This is a genomic window from Mycobacterium sp. Aquia_216, assembly GCF_026723865.1.
Taxonomy (GTDB): domain Bacteria; phylum Actinomycetota; class Actinomycetes; order Mycobacteriales; family Mycobacteriaceae; genus Mycobacterium.
Map to the genome: position 1 here is coordinate 1946085 of NZ_CP113529.1, position 24929 is coordinate 1971013.

Annotated in this window: 19 protein-coding genes and 1 pseudogene; 10 read left to right on the forward strand and 10 right to left on the reverse strand. The window is 61.2% G+C overall.

Annotation, left to right across the window (positions count from 1 at the left end; genetic code table 11):
* Positions 1-242: 242 nt before the first annotated feature.
* Both OK015_RS09225 and OK015_RS09230 read left to right on the forward strand, forming a co-directional pair.
* Positions 243-371: a hypothetical protein gene (locus OK015_RS09225; RefSeq protein WP_268130864.1), complete on the forward strand. Its 129-nt coding sequence runs from the start codon at positions 243-245 to the stop codon at positions 369-371.
* Complete coding sequence (locus OK015_RS09230; RefSeq protein WP_268130865.1) at positions 361-1986, forward strand: AMP-binding protein; 1626 nt, start codon at positions 361-363, stop codon at positions 1984-1986. The genes OK015_RS09225 and OK015_RS09230 overlap by 11 nt, the downstream gene beginning before the upstream one ends.
* A 203-nt stretch (positions 1987-2189) precedes the next feature.
* Here OK015_RS09230 and OK015_RS09235 read toward each other — a convergent pair whose 3' ends face one another.
* Positions 2190-3806, reverse strand: a complete 1617-nt coding sequence (locus OK015_RS09235) for a sigma-54-dependent Fis family transcriptional regulator (RefSeq protein ID WP_268130867.1) — start codon at positions 3804-3806, stop codon at positions 2190-2192.
* Positions 3807-4385: 579 nt separating this feature from the next.
* Between OK015_RS09235 and OK015_RS09240 the strand changes: the two genes are divergently transcribed.
* Both OK015_RS09240 and OK015_RS09245 read left to right on the forward strand, forming a co-directional pair.
* Positions 4386-5192, forward strand: coding sequence for an alpha/beta fold hydrolase (locus OK015_RS09240; RefSeq protein ID WP_268130869.1), 807 nt, complete (start codon positions 4386-4388; stop codon positions 5190-5192).
* 236 nt (positions 5193-5428) lie between these two features.
* The gene (locus OK015_RS09245) at positions 5429-6328 is read left to right on the forward strand and encodes a PaaX family transcriptional regulator (protein ID WP_268130870.1); all 900 of its coding nucleotides are present in this window, start codon (positions 5429-5431) and stop codon (positions 6326-6328) included.
* An 11-nt stretch (positions 6329-6339) separates the two neighbouring features.
* On the opposite strand, the gene OK015_RS09250 is transcribed toward OK015_RS09245, so the two are convergent.
* The 7 genes from OK015_RS09250 to OK015_RS09280 form a co-directional block, all read right to left on the reverse strand.
* Entirely contained in the window at positions 6340-7497 is a 1158-nt protein-coding gene (locus OK015_RS09250) for an acyl-CoA dehydrogenase family protein (protein ID WP_268130872.1), read from the reverse strand.
* Positions 7497-8243 carry an enoyl-CoA hydratase family protein gene (locus OK015_RS09255; protein WP_268130874.1) on the reverse strand — a complete coding sequence of 249 codons (747 nt, stop codon included), beginning with the start codon at positions 8241-8243 and terminating at the stop codon, positions 7497-7499. The genes OK015_RS09250 and OK015_RS09255 overlap by 1 nt, the downstream gene beginning before the upstream one ends.
* A gap of 77 nt (positions 8244-8320) precedes the next feature.
* Positions 8321-9466 (reverse strand): acyl-CoA dehydrogenase family protein, encoded by a 1146-nt coding sequence (locus OK015_RS09260; RefSeq protein WP_268130876.1) that lies wholly within the window; start codon positions 9464-9466, stop codon positions 8321-8323.
* A 2-nt stretch (positions 9467-9468) separates the two neighbouring features.
* Positions 9469-11835, reverse strand: coding sequence for a bifunctional salicylyl-CoA 5-hydroxylase/oxidoreductase (locus OK015_RS09265; protein WP_268130878.1), 2367 nt, complete (start codon positions 11833-11835; stop codon positions 9469-9471).
* Between the two features lie 136 nt (positions 11836-11971).
* Entirely contained in the window at positions 11972-13600 is a 1629-nt protein-coding gene (locus OK015_RS09270) for an AMP-binding protein (protein ID WP_268130880.1), read from the reverse strand.
* A gap of 95 nt (positions 13601-13695) precedes the next feature.
* Complete coding sequence (locus OK015_RS09275) at positions 13696-14094, reverse strand: RidA family protein (RefSeq protein WP_268130882.1); 399 nt, start codon at positions 14092-14094, stop codon at positions 13696-13698.
* A 28-nt stretch (positions 14095-14122) separates the two neighbouring features.
* The gene (locus OK015_RS09280; RefSeq protein ID WP_268130884.1) at positions 14123-14884 is read right to left on the reverse strand and encodes an SDR family NAD(P)-dependent oxidoreductase; all 762 of its coding nucleotides are present in this window, start codon (positions 14882-14884) and stop codon (positions 14123-14125) included.
* A gap of 69 nt (positions 14885-14953) precedes the next feature.
* On the opposite strand from OK015_RS09280, the pseudogene OK015_RS09285 reads away from it, so the two are divergent.
* The 6 genes and pseudogenes from OK015_RS09285 to OK015_RS09310 all read left to right on the forward strand — a co-directional run bounded on the left by OK015_RS09285 (position 14954) and on the right by OK015_RS09310 (position 20033).
* A pseudogene (locus OK015_RS09285) lies at positions 14954-16151 on the forward strand (acetyl-CoA C-acyltransferase).
* Between the two features lie 16 nt (positions 16152-16167).
* Positions 16168-16941: an enoyl-CoA hydratase/isomerase family protein gene (locus tag OK015_RS09290; protein ID WP_326498527.1), complete on the forward strand. Its 774-nt coding sequence runs from the start codon at positions 16168-16170 to the stop codon at positions 16939-16941.
* 8 nt (positions 16942-16949) lie between these two features.
* Positions 16950-17882: a 3-hydroxyacyl-CoA dehydrogenase family protein gene (locus OK015_RS09295; protein ID WP_268130885.1), complete on the forward strand. Its 933-nt coding sequence runs from the start codon at positions 16950-16952 to the stop codon at positions 17880-17882.
* A gap of 283 nt (positions 17883-18165) precedes the next feature.
* The gene (locus OK015_RS09300) at positions 18166-18444 is read left to right on the forward strand and encodes an Lrp/AsnC family transcriptional regulator (protein ID WP_268130887.1); all 279 of its coding nucleotides are present in this window, start codon (positions 18166-18168) and stop codon (positions 18442-18444) included.
* 166 nt (positions 18445-18610) lie between these two features.
* Positions 18611-18970, forward strand: coding sequence for a hypothetical protein (locus OK015_RS09305; protein WP_268130889.1), 360 nt, complete (start codon positions 18611-18613; stop codon positions 18968-18970).
* A gap of 763 nt (positions 18971-19733) precedes the next feature.
* Positions 19734-20033 carry a hypothetical protein gene (locus tag OK015_RS09310; RefSeq protein WP_268130891.1) on the forward strand — a complete coding sequence of 100 codons (300 nt, stop codon included), beginning with the start codon at positions 19734-19736 and terminating at the stop codon, positions 20031-20033.
* 324 nt (positions 20034-20357) lie between these two features.
* Here the strand turns inward: OK015_RS09310 and OK015_RS09315 are convergent, their stop codons facing one another.
* Positions 20358-22919 carry a heavy metal translocating P-type ATPase gene (locus OK015_RS09315; RefSeq protein ID WP_268130892.1) on the reverse strand — a complete coding sequence of 854 codons (2562 nt, stop codon included), beginning with the start codon at positions 22917-22919 and terminating at the stop codon, positions 20358-20360.
* Between the two features lie 672 nt (positions 22920-23591).
* A complete protein-coding gene (locus OK015_RS09320; RefSeq protein WP_268130893.1) occupies positions 23592-24890 on the reverse strand; it encodes an MFS transporter in 1299 nt (432 codons plus the stop codon).
* Positions 24891-24929: the final 39 nt, after the last annotated feature.

Consider the following 24929-nt stretch of genomic DNA (forward strand, 5'->3'; position numbering starts at 1 on the left):
TAGTTCGGCCCTGACCAGCATGAGTAATTTCTTCGCGTGTTCGCCTCGACGTGCGTATCGGACTGCGCTCCACAGTGCGTACCTACGCGGGCAGGTGAGTCAATGTTCGGATATTAGACACCCGACTTGACTGATTCTCCAGCATCATATCGCTGACGCCACGCGCAGACAGGCTTGCATTTTCGCCACGCAGTACCGGCCCCGGGTTCGCACTGACTCGGCGAAGGATAAGGAGCAAGACAATGAAGACGAAAGCGGCAGTGTTCTTCGAATCACGTAAGCCCTTCGAGAATGTCCAACTCGACCTCGACGGCTACCAGGACCCGCGAGACGATAAGAACATCCGGGGCGTCATCACCCGTGACAACTGAGCTAAGTTATGCCTCGGGCGTGGCCAACGTCCCACTTCTGTATGAAACGATCGGACAGAATCTAGATCGAGCGGCCCGACTATTCCCCGATCGCGAGGCTCTCGTTGAGTGCTGGAGCGGCCGCCGCTGGACTTATCGTGAGTTCGTTTCAAGCGTCGACACACTTGCGATGGGTCTATTGCAATGGGAAATCGCTAAGGGCGACCGGGTGGGCATCTGGGCACCCAACTGCGCGGAGTGGCCTCTGATCCAGTACGCCACGGCAAAGATCGGAGCGATCCTGGTCAACATCAATCCTGCATATCGCCCACGCGAGCTGGAGTACGTACTCAACCAGGCCGGTATCACCATGCTGATCGCCGCCGAGGCGTTTAAGAGCTCGAACTACGCTGCCATGATCAATGAGGTTCGTCCACGATGCGAGGCCCTTAAGCGTGTTGTGCTCTTGCAAACTGATGACTGGCATGAGTTGCTTGAGACGGGTCAGCGATCCGACTCGCTTCGGTTGGCGGCGGTAATGGATACCTTATGCGCCGACGATCCCATAAACATTCAGTACACATCGGGGACAACCGGATTCCCGAAGGGTGCCACGCTGACTCACCATAACATCCTGAATAACGGATTTTTTGTGGGCGAGATCTGCGGCTATTCCGAGGCCGACCGAATTTGTATACCGGTTCCGTTTTATCACTGCTTCGGTATGGTGATGGGAAATCTCGCAGCTACGAGCCACGGTGCGTGCATGGTAATGCCAGCCCCATCCTTCGAACCCCGAGCCACGCTGGAGGCCGTGTCCTTAGAGCGGTGCACTTCGCTTTACGGAGTACCGACGATGTTTATCGCCGAGCTGGCCGAACCAGCATGCCACGACCTGGACCTGACCAGCCTGCGGACCGGCATCATGGCCGGGTCACCGTGCCCCGCAGAGGTGATGAGGCAAGTCATCGAACGGATGGGAATAGCCGAGATCACCATTTGCTATGGGATGACCGAGACTTCGCCAGTGTCCACGCAAACTAGAGCGCTCGATTCCATCGAGCGCCGGGTCTCCACTGTGGGTACAGTGCATCCACACCTTGAGATCAAGATCGTCGATCCAGAAACAAATCTTCCAGTGCTCCGCGGTAGACCGGGCGAACTGTGTACGCGCGGTTACTCCGTGATGATCGGTTATTGGGAGCGGCCGGATTGGTCGGAGGAGGCGATCGACTCGGCGCGGTGGATGCATACGGGCGATTTGGCGATCATGGACGCCGATGGCTACGTCAGCATCATCGGCCGGATCAAGGACATGGTGATTCGCGGTGGGGAGAACATCTATCCGCGTGAGATCGAGGAGTTTCTCTACAGCCATCCAGACATCCTCGACGCACAGGTGATCGGTGTCCCGGATAAAAAGTACGGTGAGGAGCTAATGGTTTGGATCCGTATGAGAGACGGTGCCGCGCCCCTCACGGTTGAGGACATGCGCGCCTTCTGCGCTGACAAGCTAGCGCACTATAAAATTCCCCGTTACGTCCACGTCGTCGAGGACTTCCCGATGACTGTCAGTGGGAAGATCCGCAAAGCTGAGATGCGGGATATTGCGATTGGGATGCTAGGTCTGAACTGACCACCCCGGTTTCAAGAGCGCGCGGCGGTTAAACGCGATTGACCCATCCCTTCGACAGGCAAATACCCGACCCGCGTGAGATATGGGGCCGATGGGTTGTCGAGCAGCCGAGCAAGACGCTGCCTGAGACTTCGCGCAACAAGAAGCGTGTCGTTCTTTGAGCCTTTGCGGTCCGCGCTGTCGTCATCCGGGCGGGTACCGGTTTACATTGAGGGAGTGAGGATTCCGTATGACCGAATTGCTTTGTAAAGTGTTGTGCGGCTGATACCCAAGGTCTGTGCAGCAGCTTTCTTATTCCCGGAGGACGTGCGGAGAGCATGTACGATCGCGTCGCGCTCGGCCTGCTCGATGGGGCTAAGCCGACGTCGAAGTCCGCAGCGATAAGCCGCGGGCAAGTCATCGACGGTAATGTCGCCCGCGCGGCGCGCGTGTGCCACCCTGGTGATAACTGCATTGAGTTCGTGAAAGTTGCCCGGCCAGTGGTGAGCCGCCAAAGCCTCTAAAGCCTTTGGTGTGAAACGCATCTGAGCGCCGTTGTGGAAGCCCTTCAGAATGTTGTGGGCCAACGCAGGAATCTCCGCACGCCGTTGCCGGAGGGGAACCAATTCGATCGTGTCGTGGCTTTGGGCGGCTAATGCCGCATGCGCTGGGCCAAGGCCAGCCGGTGGGCTGCTCGTGAATATGACACGGGTGGGGGTGGACCGCAGCCGCTCGGACACTCGGGCGATTAACCGTTCTGGAAGCACGTCAATCGCTTCTATCACGACTGAGCGATAGGTTTCGTGGACTGCTTCAGAGAGTCGGCGCGCCCACTCATGCTCACCGATGTCGAAGATGTCTCCCGCTTCGAACCAGCATGCGGATGCATCGGCGACCTGGTGCGCCGTGGTGGTCCTGCCGGACCCAGGCTCCCCGGAGATAAGTGTCCACGCCGGGTCGAGGCGTCGGCCGTTCGGGGGCCACTGGGCCGGCTCAGACCGCTCCGGGCTGAGCGAGAAGACCGCGGCGTCGGTGCCCGGAATCGGGTTGATCGAAGCGATTACCCTCTGGCCCGAACACAACTGGATATGCCTGATCAATTCCGTGTTGTCGACGAAATCGAGAGATATAGCACGTAACGTCGCGTGATCAGTCGCTTCAACTATCTGCATCGCAGCGGCGTTGGCCAAGAAGATGTCTTCGCCAACCGCGATCACTGGACGTGATCTCTCGTGTGCTGTTGTTTGTCTAAAGGTGCTAAATACGCACTTTTCGGCTTCACACGTCTGATCCAGTAGACGCTCACCAATCTGCCGGGCAGAACGCCGGACGAGCGATGCTATGAGCGGATTGTCGTGTTCCTCCAGGCACGTGATGTCCAAGACACCCTCGATGCGCTGAGTTACCGGGTGAATAATCGGTTCGCCGTAACAGCTGAATCTCTTCAGCGACTCGATATAGTGCTCCTCGCCGCGCACCGCCAAGCCTTTTCGTATCTCAAGGGCCGTTGCAATGGAATTCGTTCCCGTAACCTCCTCACGAAAAATACGGCCCGCTATAGCGCCCCCGGCTTCTAGCAAGGTTTGGATGGGCTTTTGGCCATACCGAAGGTCGGTCAAGGTCCCCTTGCGGTCCGCGAGCAGGACCGCATAGGGGCTTCCCACGAGCTCAGCAGCTATCTCATCGACTACTGGTCGGGAGGCGAGTATGAATCTGCTGCCCAGGTCCACCGCCTCGATTTCGGTATCAGCGACAGACGCCGATGGACGCAGTCCGGTCATCGCGACGCGCCGCCACGAGGTGGTGATGATCGACCGCACCGAGCACTCTTCTGTGCTCACGGTTGTCCCTCGGGTCTACTCGAGCGACGTGCGTCGAATCCCCGATCGCGACAACATCGCTTGAACGGAACCAGATTTGGACGGCGCCTCTGATCGCAGATGAAAGCTGCGACGCCACTTCTTCGGAAGATATGCACCACCCGCGGTGCGCTCATCTGCGTGCTAAGGCGCTGGACTGAACGAACACCTATGCGGCGGCGCGCTGGGTGTGGGTACCAGGGTTTGGCAGGCATGCAATATGCTGTCATATTGACGATCGTAACGTAAACGTGGCATACTTCAACTCGTGGTCAGACATTCGTCGGTTCCGGCGTTTCTCCGCTTCCCCGAGCCTCGGGGGGCCGATACGCCACGTCCTACGTCGCGACGGAACGGTCCAATTGAGAGCAATCATCTTGCTGTGTAGCGCGCTCTGCGGTGTCGTGGACGATGATTTGAACCGCGGAGGAGATGACGGCGGCGACCTGCTCGTTCGGGTGGCTCGGTCAGGGATTGGGCCATGCGTCGGTCCGGTAAGACGCGCGGCTTCGTCTTTTGAGCTACGACTCACGCCCGCCCAAACCGCACCGAGGAGACGGAATGCCTGATCTAGCCACGCAGGGAGCTACGTTGCACTACCAAGTCGCGGGCGAGGGGCCTCCACTGGTTCTCGTCCACGGCGCATCGACGGATCACTCCACGTGGGACTGCGTCGTCGATGACTTGGCGAGCGACCACAGGGTGATCACTTACGACCGTCGTGGCTACGGACGGTCGCACCATCGGCCGGTTCGGGATAGCAGAATCCATGCTCGCGATCTCGCGGTTTTGCTCAAACAAGTTGCGCAGCAGCCAGCGAAGGTTGTCGGTTGGAGCGCGGGCGGCAACATAACGCTTGTGGCGGCAGTAGACAACCCAGAACTGTTCTCTGCCGTGTGCGTTGTCGAGCCACCTTTTCATGGACTTCGCTACGCTAATATGCCGGCTTTGCGGACCGCGTTGCGCCTCAAGATAGGTCAAGTGCTGGGTCGTCGAGTCGTCGGTTTAGAGGCATTTTACAGGTTTGCGACATCCCTGCGTTCCGGCGGAAACGGCTATGACGCAGCAGGTGACGAGCTACGCGAGTATCTTCTGAAAAACTCCGGGCCAGTTTTCGCCGAATGGGGCAACCCGTATAGCACCTTTGCCGAATATTTGCCGGCCCGGGCTGTTGTTGACTTACCGGTGCCGCTGACGTGGTTGATTGGTGCGGAAAGCTTTCCGTGGTTCGCAAATCTGCGGAATCATGTCGCTCGCCGTCGGCCCGACCTTCGTCTCGTGGACATCCCCGATGCCGGGCATCTTACGCACGTGGAGAATCCCGATGGATTCGCCAAGGCGGTGCGCGCGGCTCCGACTCTCCCGTGACCTGTTGTGACGCACTCACTCTGGGCGACTCAATGGTCTTCTTGCGTCCAGGCGGCAACGACGATGCACACCGTGACATGCATGCAAGGGCTGCTGTATCAGCTCTAGCTCATGGGTTAAGTGGGTTCGCGCGTAGCAACGAGCTGAGAGGGTGGGTGCCACGGCTGCGCTCTACGGATCCAGTCCGTCTGCTATCCGTCGGCAAGTGACGTCGCCTGTATCGGTATGGTGCTTATATGACGGCAGGAGATCAATCGACTCGTACCGGTGGCGGCCGGGATGGTCGCGTCGCCCAGTTGATCATCACACTTTTTGGCCTCTACGCCCGCGCCGAGGGGAACTGGCTGTCGGTGGCTTCTGTGGTCGCCCTCATCGGTGATCTGGGCGGTGATGGTCAGGCCGCGCGATCGGCAGTCTCCCGATTGAAGCGGCGCGGCGTCCTTCTCAGCGAACGCCATGGGGGTGTCGCGGGCTACTCGGTTTCCGCGTCGACGTTGGAAGTGCTCGCCGAGGGAGACGTGCGGATCTTCGAGCGCCGGAGAGCAACCGTCGAGGACGGATGGGTGGTGGTGGTGTTCTCCGTGCCTGAATCCGAGCGCGACAAACGACATTCTCTTCGATCGAGCCTCACCCGACTCGGCTTCGGCACCGTGGCGCCGGGCGTGTGGCTGGCGCCGGGAAACCTTGCGGACGAGACGCGGCATGCCCTGCAACGCAGAGGGTTGTTTGAGTACGTCGACATTTTCCGCGGTGAATACCTCGCGTTCAGCGACCTTCGATCAAAGGTCCACGTTTGGTGGAACCTGGAAGAACTCGCCGAGTTGTACGCAGAGTTCCTGCAGCGCTATCGCTCGGCACTATATCGGTCGTCGGCCGAAGGGTTCAGCTCAGAGGAAGCGTTTCAAACGTACGTGCAGATGCTGACGCAGTGGCGTCAGCTTCCGTACCGCGATCCTGGCCTGCCGCTATCGCTGTTGCCACCGGCATGGAATGGTGAGGCGGCCGGTGAGTTGTTCGGCGAGTTGAACAAAATACTGCGCCCCTTGGCGCAGAAGCGCGCCCTGGAGGTCATCCACGGAAGACGTGTCAGAACCGATGCGCCGCAACCTCGTCACCGCAAGTCGTCTCCTGCCTGAGTTGAGGCCGGTCAGCGGAATGCCGCGATGCCGGTCAGCGCTCGCCCGATACTGAGAGTGTGCATCTCCTCGGTGCCCTCGTAGGTCGAGACGGTCTCCAGGTTGTTCATGTGCCGCATCACCGAGTGGTCGAGAGTGATGCCGGCTGCACCGAGCACGGCGCGTGCGGTGCGGGCGACTTCGAGTGCGGAGCGAACGTTGGCGAGCTTGCCGTGGCTGATCTGCTCAGGGGTGATGCAGTGCGTGTCCTTGAGCCGGCCAAGTTGGACGGCGGTCAGAGCGGCGTTGGAAACTGCGATCGACATGTCGACGAGTTTGCGTTGAGTGAGTTGGAACCCGGCCAGCGATTTGCCGAATTGTGTTCGGAGGAGGCTGTATTCGAGGGCCTCGCAATAACAGGCCCTGGCGGCTCCGACCGCACCCCACAGGATGCCGTACCGCGCCTCGTTCAGGCAGGATAGTGGTCCCTTCAGGCCGCGGACTTCCGGAAAGACCGCCGTGGAGGGCAGCCGGACGTCGCTAAGGGCAAGCTCGGCCGTAACGGATGCCCGCAGGGACAGCTTGCGGCCGATCTCATGCGCTGCGAAGCCGGGCGTATCGGTTGGTACGACGAAGCCACGGATACCCTGATTGGTTTGCGCCCACACGACCGCGACATCCGCAATCGTGCCGCTCGTGATCCACATCTTCGAGCCGTTGAGTATCCAATCGTCACCGTCAAGCCTCGCGTTGGTGCGCATAGAGCTAGGGTCGCTGCCCGCGCCGGCTTCAGTCAGTCCAAAGCAGCCGATAGCCTCGCCGGCCGCCATCCGCGGGAGCCACTCTTGGCGGTGATCCTCGGTGCCCCAACGGTGGATAGCGAACATGGCGAGTGAACCTTGGACCGAAACCAGACTGCGCAGTCCCGAGTCGATTGCCTCGAGTTCCCGGCATGCGACGCCGTAGGCGGTGGCCGTTGTGTTCGCGCAACCGTAGCCCGTGAGATGCATGCCGAGCAGCCCAAGCTTTCCGAGGGCCGGAACGATTTCGGTCGGGATCTTGCCCGCCTCGTACCAGTCCGAGATATACGGCGCGAGTTCGGCTTTCGCATAGTCGCTTACGGTCTGGCCAATGGTTCGCTCGTCGTCGGAGAGCAGGTGGTCGCTTTGCAGGAAATCGAGGGGGTCCATCACTGTCCTTTCCACGCTGGTGGGCGGCGGGCGTTGAATGCCGCGTGGAACTCGGCGTGGTCGTCCGTGGTCATCAACAGTGCTTGGGTCATCGCGTCAAGTTCCATCGAAGACGAGAGCGACATTTCCAGCTCGCGCGTCAACAACGACTTGGTCTGCGACAGCGCCAGACTCGGGCCGCTGGCCAGCCTGTGGGCCAGAGCGGTCACCGTATCGTCGAGCCGATCGTCGTCGACAAGCTGTGAGACAAGCCCGTAGCGGTCGGCGGTCTCAGCATCGATTGTGTCGCCCAGCATCAAAAGCTGGGTGGCACGGCCGAAGCCGACGACACGGGGGAGTAGGTAGGCCGCGCCCATGTCACCTCCGGAGAGCCCGACCTTGGTGAAGAGGAAAGCAAAACGTCCCGACCGGCCCACGATCCGAAAGTCCGCTGCCAGTGAGATGACCGCGCCCGCTCCTGCCGCGATGCCCTGAATTTTGACGATGATGGAGATCGGACATTCGCGCATGGCGCGGATGACGTCGCCGGTCATTTTCGTGAACTGCATCAGTTCGGCGGCCTTCATCGTGATCAGCTCGCCGATGATTTCGTTGACGTCGCCTCCACCGCAGAACGCGCGCCCCTTGCCCTGCATTACCAGAACCTTGACGCCGCTATGGTGCGGTAGTTCCGCGATAAGGTCGCGTAGGTCTGCGTAGCTCTCAAACGTGAGTGGATTCAACTTCTCGGGACGACGCAGCGTCACGGTGGCAACGGGGCCCTCGATTGCGAAGTCGAAGTGTTTCCAGGTTGTCGTCAGCGGGACGGATGCTCTGAACCGGGTCACGGTGTCGCCCTTTCTCTGAACAACTCGCGGGAGATGATGGAGCGCTGCACTTCTGATGCGCCTTCGTAGATGCGGGGAGCGCGGACATCGCGATAGAGGTGCTCCAGTAGGTGACCACGCCGCAGGGCGTACGCACCGTGGAGTTGGACGCACTCGTCGACGATGATCTGCGCGGCCTCGGTGGCGAATAGCTTGGCCATCGCTGCGCGCCGGGTAATTTCGCTGCGGGAGGCACCGGCGTCATAGGCGCGTGCGGCGGTATAGACGAGCAGCCGAGCGGCCTCCAGCTGGGTGGCCAGGTCAGCGAGTCGGTGCGCGATCGACTGCTGAGCCGCCAGTGGTGCGCCGTACGCATGTCGGTTGGCGACGTGTTCGAGGGTGACGTCGAGAGCCGCCTGTGCCATCCCTACGGCGAAGGCACCCACGCTGGGGCGAAACAGGTCGAGGGTGCGCATCGCCACCTTGAACCCTGCGTCGACCTCGCCGAGGACGTCGGTTGGTTCGACGCGGACATCGTCGAAATGAAGCTGGCCGATTGGGTGCGGTGAAAGCAAGTCGAGGTGCTCGCCGGACAGGCCGTCAGCATTGCCGGCGACGGCGAACGCCGTGACGCCGCGGGCGCCCGCGTCCGGCGTTGTTCGGGCGAACACGGTGTAGACGTCGGCTTCCGGCGCGTTGGAGATCCACATCTTCTCCCCGCGCAATCGCCAGCCATCGCCGTCGGGGGCCGCGGTCAGCGCGAGAGCGGCTGCGTCAGAACCAGCCTCGGGCTCGGTTAGTGCGAACGCCGCGACCGTGGTGCCGCGCACCACCCCGGGAATCCACCGTTCGACCGTCTCGCGTCGGCCGGACTGCAGGATCGGGTAGGAACCGAGACCTTGGAGGGCAAGCGCGGTCTCCGCCCCGGTGGAGACACCGGCAATGGTCTCGCGGAGCAGGCACAGCCGCATCGCCGCCGCAACGGTCGGGGGCTCCTCGGCCAATCCGCCGAACAAGTCGCGAAGCAGCCCGCGGCTACCCATCTTCGCGAGGAGCGCGCGATTCACGTTGCCTTCGTCGCGCTTGTCGACCAGTGGCAGCAACTCCCGCTGTGCCAACTCACGTACCCGCTCTGCGTATGCGCTTTCCTCAGCGCTGAGCACGGTTATCGACCTTCCTGTTCGGCTGGCCGCCACCGCTCATGTCGGGTGCCGGCCACGCCCTCGCGGATCAGTTCCAAGCGCGGCTTGGGGCCGTCGGTGCGGCCGGCCTGGGGTCTGCGTCGACCGGCTTTCCAGGCGTTGGGCCATTCGGCGCCAGAGCCTCTGTAGCCTTGTTCGGCCGCGGCGTGCAGTGTCCAGTTCGAGTCGTAAAGATGAACTCGCCCAAGGGCACACAGGTCGGCTCGCCCGGCGAGGACGATGGAATTCACATCGTCGTGCGACGAGATCACACCGACCGCGATCGTGGGTATGTCCACGTTGTTGCGGATCTTGTCCGCGAAGGGGGTCTGATAGGAGCGGCCGAAGGCTGGCGTCTCGTCGGGTGTTACTTGGCCCGACGAGACGTCGATGGCGGCGGCGCCGACGTCCTTGAAGGCTTGGGCGATGAGGACTGCATCATCGCCCGTGATTCCGCCGTCGACCCAGTCAGTTGCCGAAATGCGCACGGTCATCGGCTTGTTCTCTGGCCACACCTTTCGTACCGCCCGGAACACGTCGAGCGGGTAGCGCAGCCGACCGGCTAGGTCGCCGCCGTACTGGTCGGTGCGGCGGTTGGTGACCGGCGAAATGAACGACGAGAGCAGGTAGCCGTGCGCGCAGTGCAGCTCGAGCAGATCGAAGCCAGCCTCGTCGGACCGCCTTGCCGCGTCGACGAATTCCTGTGTGATTTGGGCGAGGTCCGCTTCGGTCAGCTCCCGGGGCACCTGATTCACGTCCGCCTTGTATGGCAGTGGCGAAGGGGCGACGATCTCCCAGTTGCCCTCGTCGAGCGGCTGGTCGATGCCATCCCACATGAGCTTTGTGGAGCCCTTGCGGCCGGAATGGCCAAGTTGGATACCGACTTTCGAGAATGAATCCTCATGGACGAAGTCCGTGATTTGTCGCCAGGCCCAAGCTTGTTCGTCGGACCAGATGCCAGTGCAGCCGAGGGTGATCCGGCCCGCTTCGCTCACGCAGACCATCTCCGTCATGACCAGTCCGGCACCGCCCAGCGCCTTGCCGCCGAGATGGACCAGATGGAATTTGTTAGGCATGCCGCCCTCGGCACGGTACATATCCATCGGGGACACCACCACCCGGTTGGCCAGCTGCAGATCACCGAGTTGGAACGGCTGAAACATGGGCGGCGTGTCGGCCTGATGGGAGAGGTGCTGAGCAGTAAACCAATCATTCACGTGTTCAACGAATTCGGGATCACGCAGCTGGAGATTCTCGTAGGTCACCCGGCGACTGCGGGTCATGATGTTGAAGGCGAACTGTTGAGGATGCTGCTCGACGTACTGGCCGAGATTTTCAAACCATTCGAGGCTTGCCCGGGCAGCGCGCTGTGTGGACAGAACAACCGCCTTGCGCTCGGTTTCGTACTCGTCCAGTGCCACCGGAATGTCGTCGTGTTCGTGCACGCAGGCCGCCAGGGACAGCGCATCCTCCATCGCGAGCTTGGTGCCTGATCCGATGGAGAAGTGTGCGGTGTGTGCGGCGTCGCCGAGGAGGACAACGTTGTCGTGGCGCCAGTGCTCAGTGTGCACGGTCGTGAAGTTCAACCACTTGGAGTTGTTCGCCATCACCTCGTGGCCGTCGAGAACGTCTGCGAACAGGTCCTTGATCACGTCGATGGACTTCTCGTCGGATTGGCCGGGCGCGAAATCGTGTGTCGCGAAGACGTCGAATCCTGCTGCGCGCCAGACGCCTTCTTTCATCTCGATGATGAAGGTGCTGCCCGTGGCATCGAATGGGTAACCGTGTGCCTGCATCACGCCGTAGGGCGTTTCGCGAATGTAGAACTTGAACGCGTCGAATACCTTGTCTGTCCCCAGCCACATGTACTTGCAGGCACCGCGGTCCAGCCGTGGCTCGAACGACGAAGCGTATGTCGAACGCACCGTCGAGTTGACGCCATCGGACGCTACGACTAAATCACTCGTCGCGGCAAGGATTCTCACGCTCGGGGCTTCCCTGCAGAAATGCACGCTGACGCCGAGGCTGGCGCATCGTTCCTGTAGAACCTGGAGGAGCCGCTTGCGGCTCATGGCCGCGAAGCGGTGGCCCCCGCTGGTGATCGTTTCACCCCTGAAGTGCACGTCGATGTCGTCCCAGCGGGCGAATTCTTGCTCCATCCGCCGATAGATCTCGATGTCTGCGTGCTCGATTCCGCCGAGAGTCTCGTCGGAGAAAACAACCCCGAACCCGAAAGTGTCGTCGGGCGCGTTGCGTTCCCACACGGTGATCTCGTTGTCGGGGCCTAGCTGTTTGGCTAGTGCCGAGAAGTACAGGCCGCCCGGACCGCCGCCGATAACCGCAATACGCACATTCGCTCCCACTCAGTACCGCCTACACTTGAATCATATTCTTAAAAAACAACGGCCGTCAAGAAAACAGCATATCCTCGTGGGAGGTGCGCCCGCCGCTGCCCGTGGGTGGGTACCTGGCGAGCACTACCTGCAGCTAGATCGGCTTCGCGCCATCCCGTGCGACGCCCGGTAACCGGGAGCGCTGCAACTTTCCGCTTGACGTTTTGGGCAATTCGTCTACGAAGACGACGCGACGTGGGTATTTGTATGGTGCGATTCGTTGCTTAACAAAATCCTGCAGTCCGGTTGCGACTCGCGCGCCGCGGTCGACCCCCTCACGCAGTACAACGAACGCCGTCACGAGCTGCCCTCGGTCGATATCAGGCACGCCTGCCACGGCGCACTCGCTGACATCAGGATGGGTCAGCAAAGCTTCTTCGACCTCGGGAGCGGCAATGTTGTAGCCGGACGAGACGATCATGTCGTCGCTGCGTGCCTGATACCACAAGTAGCCGTCCGCGTCCTGAATAAAAGTGTCGCCGGTGACGTTCCAGCCCTTTTTAACGTATTCGCCTTGTCGATCATCGGCGAGGTAACGACATCCCGTTGGCCCTTTGACTGCGAGCTGTCCGGGCGTTCCCGGAGGCTGTGGTTTGCCTTGATCGTCAAGGACCGCGACGACGTAGCCCGGTACAGCGCGGCCGGTGGAGCCGACCTTTATCTCGTCAGTGGGGGAGGCAACGAAGATGTGCAACATCTCGGTGGCTCCGATGCCATTAATGAGCTTAACGCCGGTCGCGTCGAAGACCGCGTGCCAGGTGGAGGCAGGAAGATGCTCGCCTGCGGCGACCGCGCGGCGCAACGTCGATATCTTGTGCGCGTTGCCCGAGGCGACCATTGCGCGGTACGCCGTTGGCGCGGTGAAGCAAATAGTGACCTCATGCTGGGCGATGTGGTCAGCGAGCTCGTCTGGTGTTGCCTTTTCGAGAAGCAGCGTTGCGGCGCCAACGCGCAGCGGAAAAACGACGAGACCGCCGAGACCAAAGGTAAACGCCACCGGTGGAGTACCCGTGAAGATGTCAGTAGTGACGGGTTTGAGCACGTGTGCTGAGAATGTATCGGCGACGGCTAACACGTCGCGGTGGAAGTGCATCGTGGCTTTTGGGCGACCGGTGGTTCCTGACGTAAACGCAAGTAGCGCAACATCGTCCGCGGCGGTGTCGACTGCCGTGAAGTCGGCGGCCTTGCTCTCGATCGCAGTGGTGAGGCCGGCGTCGCCGCCGAACTCGGCGACTCGCAGGCCTGCGACATCCGACGCAGTGAGGGCCTCAGTGAAGCGTGCGTCGCACAACGCCAAATCGACGCTGGCCGCATTGGCGATCTTAGTTAGTTCGACTTCGCGCAGCATCGGCATCGTGGTGACTGCGACGGCCCCGGCCTTGATGATCGCGAACCAGCAGGCCACCAGCCACGGGTTGTTGGGACCGCGGAGTAAAACACGATTACCGGGGACAATTCCGTAGTCCTCGACCAACACCGCGGCGACCTGGTTCGAGACGCGACGCAAGTCGCCGTATGTCCACGGGGGCGCGTCGGGCGTCAGCAGACACGGGTGGTCAACGCCGATACGGTCAGCGACCTTGTCCAGCAACTCGACGGCACAATTCAATCGCGCAGGGTATTGGAGTCCCGGCAGGTTGAACAGCAGCTCGGGCCACAGCTCCTTTGCCGGCATGTTGTCCCGACAGAAGGTGTCGATGTGGGCAGTAAACGACGGTCTCATCGCGTCCCTTCTGGGGCTGAAGCTGATATTTCGTATAAAGAGCGGTAATCACTACTACGCAATATTTCTGCGAACTTCGCCCCTTGGTCCGGCGGCTAATCAAGCAGTACGGCAATGCCTTGGACCTCAACAAGAGCTTCGGCGTCCCACAAACGAGCCACCCCAATACCGGCTGTCGGTGGGTAGCTGCGGCCAACGAGTTGTTTCCACACGGCTCCGATTGCATGCGAACTGGCCCGATAGTCGTCAATATTGACGATGTAGATAGTCAAGCTCGCGAGATCGGTGGGGGTGCCTCCGGCAGCGGCAAGGGCCGTGAGCAAGTTGCCGAGGGCCCGCTCGAACTGCTCTGCCACGGTCGTACCAACGATGCGCCCGGATGCATCCAGTGCGGTCTGGCCCGCTAGAAAAACGATCGTCCCAGAACCTACCGCGGCGTGCGAGAAACCTTTCGGTGTGCCGAGTTCGGGTGGATTGATGAACTCAAGACTCATGCGGCACTCCCGGAGCTGTTGTGCGCAGTCACGATTGAACTCCTCCGCCGTCGACCGTGATGCCCTGCCCGTTGATGGCAGCGTTGGTAACGCACAGCCACACCGCGTCGGCTACCTCGTCCACCGTCACCAATCGTCGATTGGGTTGCTTCATTTGCAGTGCCGCCCGTGCGTCCTCGACTGTGCGGCCGGTTGTCTGTGCGATATTGGCGATGGTGCGCTCAGTCATGGGGGTGTCGACGTATCCAGGACACACTGCGTTGACGGTGACTCCTTTGGTAGCCAGTTCGGCGGCGGCAGTACGCACTACTCCAAGCAGACCGTGTTTGCTGGCGGTATAAGCACTGACGTAGGAATCACCTTTCTTGGCGGCGACGGAAGCGATCACCACGATCCGTCCGTAGCCACGATCGATCATCGCTGGCGCAGCCCGTCGGATGCAGCGAAACGGTGCCGTGAGATTCACGTCCAGCATCTGATCCCATTGTGTGTCGGTGGTCTTCACAAGTGGTGCCGCTGCCGACACCCCTGCGGCTGCAATGAGGATTTCCACTGCCCCCCAATAACTTTCAACTGCGCTGAATACCTTATCGATGGCGGCGTTCGACGTGATGTCCGCTGGTAGTACCAGCACCTCGCCCGCACACAGACGCGCCGTCTCTTTCAGTTCTTCCTTCGTCCGCGAGGTCAGCGCGACGCGGCAGCCGTGCGAACTGAGTCGTATCGCTACCGCGCGACCGATTCCACGACCAGCACCGGTCACCAGGGACACCGATCCTTCGTTTGACACCTTCCCGACAATGCCACGGATACGTTACGATCGTCAATATGACGATATATTTGCAGGTGGCCCGGAAATATGCCTGAAGCGTTCTTAGTGCGCGGCGTGCGTACCGCATTCGGTCGATACGGAGGGGCGTTGGCAGGCACTCGCCCCGACGACTTGGCCGCGCACGTAGTGGCAGAGCTGGTACGACTAGAGCCCGGCGTCGACTGGAGCGCCGTGGACGAGGTCATCTTGGGCTGCGCAAATCAGGCAGGCGAAGACAATCGCAATATCGCACGCATGGCGGTGCTGCTCGCCGATCTACCTATAGAAGTTCCCGGTACAACAGTTAATCGGCTATGCGGGTCAGGGCTCGACGCCATCACCCAGGCCGCGCGCAGCATTCGCGCGGGAGACGCTGATCTTGTAATTGCGGGAGGCGTGGAGAGCATGACGCGGGCGCCGTTTGTCTCCCCGAAGGCCGGCATCGCCTGGGCGCGCGCCCCCGAGCAGTACGACACAACCATCGGTTGGAGATTCGTCAATCCGCGTATGCGAGAGCGGTTCGGCGTCGACTCGATGCCTGAGACGGCCCAGATTGTCGCCGATGAATACGGAATCTCACGAGAAGACCAAGATGCCTTCGCATTTCGGTCCCAACAGCGGACCGCGTATGCGGTCGCCTCGAAACGACTCGACCGAGAGATCGCGCCGATCGAGGTTCCGCGACAAGGTGCCGATGCCCAGCGAGTCGCAGCCGACGAACATCCACGTGAAACTACGCTGAGCAAGCTGGCCAAGCTGCCAAGCATCATCCCGGGAGGAAGCGTCACTGCGGCCAACTCGTCGGGGATCAACGACGGCGCTGCCGTAATGCTGGTTGCCTCCGAAGACGGTGTCGCGAAGTATGGTTTGAATCCCTTGGCGCGTCTTACGTCGGGGGCGGCCAGCGGCGTGGCCCCACGCACGATGGGAATCGGCCCTATTCCCGCCACACTCAGATTGCTCGACCGCTCTGGACTAAAGATCGGTGACATCGACTTCGTCGAACTAAATGAGGCCTTTGCCGCCCAGGCGCTAGCAGTGCTGCGTGGCCTTGGACTCCCAGACGACGCCGAGCACGTTAATCCTAATGGGGGGCAATCGCACTCGGGCACCTCTTGGGGCCAGCGGCGCACGCTTGGCGCTGACCGCGGCGACCGAGATGAGCGACCGGCAACTCCGTCGCGCGCTGGTCACCATGTGTGTAGGCGTGGGCCAGGGCATCGCGGTGCTCCTTGCGGCCGCATAGGGCGGTGACCAGACCGATGTACGAAAATCTGATTGTCAAAGACTGCGACGGCGTCGCTGTGGTCATGATGAACCGACCCGATGTTCGAAACGCGATCAACTCGAACATGCAGGCCGAGCTGCGTTCGGTGGTTACTTTAGCCGGGGAGGATGACCGGGTCCGGGCGGTAATCTTCACTGGCGCAGGAGACCGTGCCTTTGCCGCCGGAGCTGACATCGAGAGCCTGCGCGACTACACCAGCGAGACCGCGATGCAGTCGCGCATGCAGCGATTGTTTGATGACATCGAGGCGTTAAACAAGCCGACCATCGCGGCGATCAATGGCCATGCCCTCGGTGGGGGCTGCGAGCTAGCAATGGCATGCGATATCAGGATCGCCGCGCAGACTGCTCGTTTCGGCCTCCCCGAAACCAACCTCGCGATCCTTCCCGGCGCTGGTGGCACACAAAGGCTGGCCCGGCTCATCGGGCCCGGACGGGCCCTGGACATGATCCTTACTGGCCGGAACATATCCGCAGGCGAAGCATTGGGAACAGGTCTGGTTTCGCGAGTAGTCCCTGATGCCGACCTACTGGTAACGGCCAAGGAGACGGCAGCAACCATCATGGCCAAAGGCCCGCTTGCCATACGTCTGGCCAAGTTGGTAGTGCGCGCCAGTATTGACGTTGATCCGCGCAGTGGCCTCATGATGGAAAGACTTGCGCAAGCACTGCTTTACAACAGCGACGACAAACGCGAGGGGGTCGAGGCCTTTTTCGCAAAGCGGCCCCCTAGCTTCACCGGAAAGTAGAGCGGGACTTGGATATTGAGCGTGTACTTGTTGTCGGTGCCGGTGCAATGGGATCACAGATCGCACTGCTGTGTTCACGCGCAGGGTTCACGGTGGCATGCCATGACATCGACCAACATCGGCTCGAGGCGGCATATCGTGAGCTGACCGACCGCAGTGCGCGTGATGTCGCCAAGGGCTCGCGCAATCAGAGTGATGAAGATGCTGCCCTTCAACGACTAACTTTCGGCACCGATCTCGCCAGGTTGGCCACGGACGCTGACTTCGTCATCGAAGCCGCGGTAGAAGATCTCGATGTCAAACGAGCGCTATTCGCCCGGCTTGATCGAGTAACGCCCAAACATGCGATCCTGGCCAGTAATTCGTCCGGCTTCGTGCCCTCGAGGATCGCTGATGCCACCGAGCGTGTCGAGCTTGTCTGTAACGTCCACTTCTTCAATCCTGCGTTGGTGATGAAGGGCGTCGAGATCGTGACAGGGCCTGAGACAGCACACAGGACCACGGCAACTGCGGTGGCGTTGGTACGCCGCTTAGGCAGAACACCCATCGTCCTCCATAAGGAGATTCCCGGCTTTATTGCTAACCGAATTCTTGGCGCCGTCCGCGACGAAGCGATCTTCCTCTACGAGAGCGGCATCGCGTCCGTGGAAGCTATTGACACCGCATGCCGAACGGCGCTCGGCTACCCAATGGGGCCTTTCGAACTCATGGATCTCACGGGGATTGACATCGGGTACTCCACCAAGCGTGCACGATTCGCCGAATCCGGAAATCCTCGCGACGCACCATCAAAGAGCGTGATTGAGCTCGTTGCGCTCGGCCAACTCGGGCGCAAGACGGGGCGCGGCTGGTACGTCTACGACGGCAATGGACGCAAGATTGGGCCCGATTCTGGTAACCACAGCCCTCGCAGCCACCGGGCAACTGGCGCCGACACCTAGAACGTAAGCACACCTAACGGTTAGACGAATCCGGTTGCATTGGCGGCCGCCTGTCCTCGGCGATTGAAGTAAAGTCAGACCATGTTTTCACGGCCCAGCTGGCTCGGTGCTGTCCGGGGCCACGGGTGGACATCCAGCTCAGTCGTGGGCCGACCTGTCGTTCCGGATGTCAGCAGTTCAACGGGTTTGCTTGCTGCGATCACGCGCGATGCGGGCTATGTATAGATCAGGCCTGTCCGGTCATGTCCACGGGTAGGAAATAAAGGAAATAAAGGTGATGGCAATGGTCACGGCCTTCGTATTGATCGACTGTGGGCAAGAGGCGATCCCGGAAGTAGCTCGACAACTCTGCGACCTCAAAGGGGTTAGCGAGGTCTATTCGGTGACTGGGGAATTCGATCTGGTAGCAATCGTCCGTGTCGCAGAATTCGACGAGGTGGCCGAAGTGATTCCCAATGGCATCGCTAAATTACCCGGAGTGGTCACGACACGAACTCATGTTGCGTTCCAAGCTTACTCACGACTGGATCTAGAGGCCATGTTCTCCATCGGAGCAGACTGACTTCGAGCGAGCACGAAGACGAACGCGTCTGCCCGGAGTCGGTGAGGCCCGTCGTTGACGGCCGCTTGCGCCATGGGAACTCCCGGTTTTGCGAGGTGCGGTAAGAACAGGGCGATGATGATGACTGTTGGAATCGCCGTATTGCAGGAGCCGGGCAAGGAGAGAGATGAAAATCGTGGTTATTGCGGCGGCGATGGTGGCCACGACGTTTGGATGTGCGCCCCTGGCGAATGGCATTACCGCCGAGGAGGCGTGCAGGAAGACGTACAACTGGCCCATCCCGATGCCTCCATTGACCGGCTGGTCAATGGAGTACACCATGACCGACTCGACTAGCTCCTGCTTTACTGATATCTCGGCCATTGCGCCTGATGGCCACGACGTAATGAACGACACCATCAAAGCCCCTATCCCGTTCGCGTGGTGGAAGATCGCGACTCAGTCGCCATCGGCAGGGACGAGGGTTCAGATGGACGCGCAGATCAAGCTAACCGTCGTGGAAGACCAGCACGCGCCCGGCCAATGAGGAGTGACAAACGCACGTATACCCGCACCGCCACCTTGTCGACCAACGGGAACTATTGCGCGGAAGGTGTTGATGCCATCAACACCTTCCGCGTTTCCACAGGTCATTTTGGCGTCACTGCGCGTACTTTCGCGTAAACAAATTCCATGTTTCCGCAGCTCAAGGGGATTTTTTGAGGCGGGTTCGATTCCCGGCAGCTCCACCGAAAACCGGCTGGCCAGAGCCCAGGCTCTGGCCGGTTTTCTTTCTCGTCAAGATGTGCTGTGGAGCGACGGCCATGTAGCTATTTCACCGATGCAAAGTTGCGACTGGACCTCCACACGTAGCTCAACGTGCGGCAGCTCGACGACGATAACGTCTTCTAGGGTCTCGTTAATTGCGACGCGCGTGGACGTCCCCACACTGGCCACCATCGGCTTACGGTCACAGGCATCTAGAGTGATGTTTGGTATGAATTTTCGCTGCTAGGGTGGGTTTCGCCCTCCCCGCTGGGCCGTCAGGAGAGTTCAATCCTGACAGGGGCTCTGCATCAAGGAGTGCTCATGATCTATCGCCTTGCTATCGGGGTGCTCGCCGCATTGGCGGTGGTAGTCATCGTCCCTGCCGACGGCCATGCCGATCCGCCGACGAAGTGTTTGACCAACACCCCGAAAGGCAAGCAGGTCTACGTGCCCTGTGATCTGCTCAACGCCGGCGCCAATTTCCCGCCGGGGCAGCGTTGTCCTCCACCGCTCGAGCAGTACCCGAAAGATGTGGCGGACTGGTGTGGCGAAGGCCCAGGCCTTGCGAGTCCCACGCCGGCGACTCCTACAAGTCCGACGACTCCGACAAGTCCCCCGACCCCGACGACTCCTACAAGCCGGACGGCTTCGACAAGTCCCGCGACCCCGACGACTCCTACGAGCGCGCCCAGTCCTACGAGCCCGACCAGCGCTACGAGCACGACCAGCGCGACGAGCCCGACCAGCTCTACCAGTCCGGGCAGTTGATCGTGAGAATTGATGCCGTCAAGACTCGAAACAAACCGCAGGTATCGAGGAGGTACTGGACTCGAACGAAATAGAACGAACCGGTAGTTCGAAAGGCACATTGCCTGGTAGAGAGCCGGTTTCGATTCCTGGCAGCTCCGCTGAGAAACGCAGGTTGACGGCAACAAAATGTGGGTTACCCCCGGGCCGGCAATGGCGTTGGGGGCCTGAGTATTTCGACACTCGCGGGTGGCATCAGTAATTAACCTGCGTGCAAAGCGGGTATGTGATCGCTAGCGTTCCAAGGACCGTCGGTCGCGTCGCGCGGTCAAACCGCATGCTTGCGTATCGATAATTCGATTGAGACTCGTGGTCGTCCACCTAGATCGCATTGATCGGGAGCGCCGACCGATGTGCTGTCATCCTCGGGTTTGGTCAGTGATGGGTTGGTGTTGGGCGGCAACGGTTTCCGCCCGAGCTTCAATCGTTGATGGTTCGGCACCGCGCGTTGGCTGGATCCGGTAGCGGCGTAGGCGGTTGGCGTTGCCGACGACCGAGAGTGAGGACAGGGCCATGGCGCCGGCGGCGATCATCGGCGAGAGCCGCAGCCCGAGCAGCGGATAGAGGACCCCCGCGGCGAGCGGGATGCCGATGGCGTTGTAAATCAGAGCAAAGAAGAGATTCTGCCGGATGTTGCGCATGGTGGCGCGCGAGAGCCGGATCGATGTGACCACACCGGCGAGTGATCCCGAAATCAGCGTGATATCGGCGGCTTCGATCGCGACATCGGTACCGGTGCCGATAGCCAGGCCGACGTCGGCTTGGGCGAGGGCGGGAGCGTCGTTGATGCCGTCACCGACCATCCCGACCCTTCGGCCCTCGCTTTGCAGCCGGCGGATCTCGCTGGCCTTGTGCTGGGGTAGGACTTCGGCCAATACCCGTTCGACCCCGACCTGGCGAGCGATCGCGGCGGCGGTGCGCGCGTTGTCTCCGGTGATCATCACGACTTGCAGGCCCAACTTGTGCAGGGCGGCGATAGCCGCCGCGGACTCCTCCTTGACGGTGTCAGCGACCGCGAAGACCCCTGCCGGGTGGCTGTCGACGGCGGCGAGAATCGGGGTCTTTCCTGCGGCGGCTAATTCTGCGCCGATGTGCTCGAGTTCAGCTGTGTCGATACCATTTTCGGCCAGCAACGTTGCGGTGCCAACAAGTACGCTAAGCCCCGCGACGGTGGCCCGGACGCCCTTGCCGGTAACTGACTCAAACGCCGACACGGCGGGAAGGTTGATGCTTCGATCGCGGGCGCCGGTAACCACCGCACTGGCGATGGGGTGTTCGCTGTCGGCTTCGGCGGCCGCAACCAGCATGAGCAGTTCGCTCTCCGTGACCGCTCCGGTCACGCGGACATCGGTAAGAGCCGGTTTACCGGCGGTGATAGTGCCGGTCTTGTCCATCACGATGGTGTCGAGCTTATGCGCGGTCTCGAGCGCTTCGGCCGAACGGATCAGAATGCCCGCGCGGGCACCCTTGCCGGTGCCGACCATGATCGACAGGGGGGTCGCCAGACCGAGTGCGCAGGGGCAGGCGATGATAAGAACCGCTACCGCCGATACCAACGCCTGGGTCAATGTGGGTGCCGGCCCGACGACGAACCAGATCGCGAAAGTGGCGATGGCAGTGGCGATCACGACCGGCACGAAGTAGGCCGAGATCGCGTCGGCCAACCGCTGGATCGGAGCTCGCGACGCCTGTGCCTGCTGCACCATACGGATGATCTGCGCCAGCATGGTGTCCGCGCCGACTTTAGCCGCACGCACCCGCAACGAGCCGGTGGTGTTGACCGTCGCGCCGATGACCACGTCGCCGGCGTGCTTGACCACCGGCATGGATTCCCCGGTCACCATCGACTCGTCAACGGCGGAATGCCCGGACAACACGGTAGCGTCGACCGGGATTTTCTCCCCGGGACGGATCAGGATTTCGTCACCGACGATAACCTCATCGACGGGGATCTCGGTTTGGGCATTGTCGCGCAGGACACGGGCGGTACGGGCGCGCAAGCCAAGCAGGGCACGGATGGCTTCGCCGGTCCCGGCCTTCGCGCGGGCTTCTAGTAGCCGGCCCAGCATAATTAGGGTCAGGATCACTCCGACTGCCTCGAAATACACATCGCGCAGTCCGGCCGGCAAGGCCCAGGAAGCGACCGTGACCAGCAGGCTATAGGTGTAGGCCGCCAGCGTGCCTAACGTGATGAGGCTGTTCATGTCGGCGCTGCGGTGCGCCAGCGCCAGCCAACCGGTGCGGTGGATCGGCCAGCCCACGTAAAACATCACCGGGGTGATCACCGTCAGCTGCAGCCAATGGTTGAGCAAGACCGACGGCACCCAGTGGGCGCCCAACGGTTGAGCCATCACCGCATACAGCACCGGGACGGTGAGTACCGCGCCGATCACGACCCGGCGGGTCAGGTCGGCGATTTCCGTGTGTCTTTCTGCTGCCTGCGGAGCTTCGACCTCGGCGGCAGTCGGCCCACTAGCACCCGCAGAAGGGGTGTAACCAATTGCAGTGTCAGGTCTTTCGGCTCCGAGAGATGCAGCGGCCGTTCCATTGGGGTTTACGACCACAGTGCCGTGAATCATATTCATCCCGCAGCTAAACCCGAATGACCCCGGCTGTTCTGGGGTGAACCTGACGATGGTGCGCTCGTGCGCAGGTAGGGTCGCCGACAAATTGAGGTCGGGAAAGACCACCCGCGAGCTGCAATCGCCGGCTTCCTGCCGGTCGAATTCGACCTCCACGGGAATGCCGCGGCGCACCTCTATGACGTTGGGGCTATACCCACCACGCACCGTCACCTCGATGCGCTGCACCCCGTCGCTGACCACGGCGGCCTGGGGGCGTCGCGGGGCAAAGAAATACCACGCCAACCCAGCGATCGCCAACGCCGCGCCCACCAGAACGCCAGCATCAACACCGGACATCATGAACTCCTCAACAGCAGACACGAATTAGACGTCGTGCTCTGGACGGCGCCCCGAAATGCCTTGCCGTACCAGTTCGTTCATCCGGGTCTGATACGTCTCGGCATCGATCTCCCCAGTCAGCCGCTGCCGGGCGATAACCGCCTCGACGATGAGGGCCCGACACCGCCGCAGGCTCGTGCCCGTAGCCAACGGCACTAGATCGGATAGCCCACCGGTGGCCCGTTTCGTTGCGATCCGCCCGGCAGATGCGCGCGATCCAGGCGCTCGCGACGAAGGTAACCATCAGTAGCACAACGATCACCAGCGTGGCCCTGTAAGACTTGTGATCTGCCCGGACGCCGCCATGACGATGCCTACCTCTTCGCTACTGCAGCGCAGATGGCTACATATCCGATTCAGCATGGTCCAGTGATACCCCCTAGGGGTAGTGGCTTATGTCACTTACCCCAGGGAAATAAGTCTCTAACGCGGCGACAACCGCCGCCGCGGGATCGAAGGTCGAAGGTCCCTGATGTGCGTGCCGACTTGGCGCCGTCAAGACTCGAAGCGAAACTTTGGGGTAACGACTGGTGAATGGGAACGAGAAGTAACGAACCGGCAGTTCAGACGCCAAAACGTCTGGTAGACCGCCGGTCTCGATTCCCGCCAGCTCAGCGGCAGGAAGCTCAGCTATCTCTTCGTCTCGACGGGTACGAGGTCTTCCGTGAGGGCCTCGTCGGCTAGGTCTTCAAGTTCTCTGCCTTTCGTCTCTGGGCCCAGCAGGTAGCCGACCAGCGTCAAGGCCCAGAGGCCGGCCAGTGCCAGGTATGGGGTCTCTAGCCCATACCGCGTAATCGCCCAGCCGACGATGGTCGGCGCGGCGATGGAGACGACACGACCGCCGCCAACAGCGATTCCGAAACCGGTGCCGCGCAAGACCGTTGGGAAAAGCTCCGAGATGTAGGCGTCGCCAACGCCCCAAAGCCAGCCGATCGTGGCGATGGCAATCGCGCCGAAGATCAGATACCTGTTTAGCGAGTAAGAGGTGGCAGCCAGGACCGTTGAGGCAATCTCAATAAGCGCGGCAAGGATCGCCGAGGGCCGACGACCTACCCAATCGGCGAGCGCGGTCCCGAGGTAGACGAAAACGACCTGCAACAGGAAGAAGACCAGCGCGTAGCGGATTGCCTCGATGGGCGATGCATGAAATCTCTTCACAATGTAGGTCGTCAAGAAAATCGACACGCCCCAGAAGCCAACCGCGTTGGCGGTGTAGATGAGCCAGCCGGAGATGAGGCGTCGCCGCACCCCGGGAAGTTGCCAAAGCCGCGGCTTCGCAACGCCGCTCACGATTTTGGCCTGCACGTCGGCATAGCGGTGCGACTCTGTGATGCCTCGTCGGACAAGGAACAACACGATGGCCGGGACAATCGCCACGATGAACGCCGATTGCCAACCGAAATGGGGGACCAGGGCCAGCGCAACGGCTGCGGCGAGAACGTAACCCAACGAGAAGAAGGAGAAGATCACACCACCGACGCCGAGGGCGCGGGTCTTCGTCGGCCAAACTTCAGCAGTGTATGGGGCGCCGACCGCGAGTTCCCCTGCACCGCCCACGCCGGTGAGGAAGCGAAGGCCCGTGAAGGCGGCGATGTTCGTCGTGAGTCCTGCTAGTGCGGTAGTTACGCCGTAGAGCAGGATCGACGCCCCGAGCGTGGCTTTACGCCCCCACCTGTCAGCGGCGTATCCGAACCCGATCGTGCCGATCGTGTAGCCGAGCAGAAAGATCGAACCTATATATCCGGCTTCGGCGTCGGTGATGTGCAACGTCTTTTTGATGTCCGGCAGCACCAGGCCGTAGATGTTCACCGCGTAGGAGTCGAAGCCGTAGCCCAGTCCGGCCGTCACTGCGACGAAAAGGGCCTGTTTGAAAGTCGCAGGTGTGGCTCGCGGCACCTGGGTCAGGATGCTGCCCGCGTTCGACGTCATCCCGGAACGGTATGCGGCCGGGCTATTTGTGCAGAAGGA

What these genes read in the sequence shown, in the direction of transcription:
- OK015_RS09225 (WP_268130864.1), top strand. Translation starts at nt 243, where the DNA reads ATGAAGACGAAAGCGGCAGTGTTCTTCGAATCACGTAAGCCCTTCGAG.
- OK015_RS09240 (WP_268130869.1), top strand. Translation starts at nt 4,386, where the DNA reads ATGCCTGATCTAGCCACGCAGGGAGCTACGTTGCACTACCAAGTCGCG.
- OK015_RS09245 (WP_268130870.1), top strand. Translation starts at nt 5,429, where the DNA reads ATGACGGCAGGAGATCAATCGACTCGTACCGGTGGCGGCCGGGATGGT.
- OK015_RS09250 (WP_268130872.1), bottom strand. Translation starts at nt 7,497, where the DNA reads ATGGACCCCCTCGATTTCCTGCAAAGCGACCACCTGCTCTCCGACGAC.
- OK015_RS09270 (WP_268130880.1), bottom strand. Translation starts at nt 13,600, where the DNA reads ATGAGACCGTCGTTTACTGCCCACATCGACACCTTCTGTCGGGACAAC.
- OK015_RS09275 (WP_268130882.1), bottom strand. Translation starts at nt 14,094, where the DNA reads ATGAGTCTTGAGTTCATCAATCCACCCGAACTCGGCACACCGAAAGGT.
- OK015_RS09290 (WP_326498527.1), top strand. Translation starts at nt 16,168, where the DNA reads ATGTACGAAAATCTGATTGTCAAAGACTGCGACGGCGTCGCTGTGGTC.
- OK015_RS09300 (WP_268130887.1), top strand. Translation starts at nt 18,166, where the DNA reads ATGGTCACGGCCTTCGTATTGATCGACTGTGGGCAAGAGGCGATCCCG.
- OK015_RS09305 (WP_268130889.1), top strand. Translation starts at nt 18,611, where the DNA reads ATGAAAATCGTGGTTATTGCGGCGGCGATGGTGGCCACGACGTTTGGA.
- OK015_RS09315 (WP_268130892.1), bottom strand. Translation starts at nt 22,919, where the DNA reads ATGTCCGGTGTTGATGCTGGCGTTCTGGTGGGCGCGGCGTTGGCGATC.
- OK015_RS09320 (WP_268130893.1), bottom strand. Translation starts at nt 24,890, where the DNA reads ATGACGTCGAACGCGGGCAGCATCCTGACCCAGGTGCCGCGAGCCACA.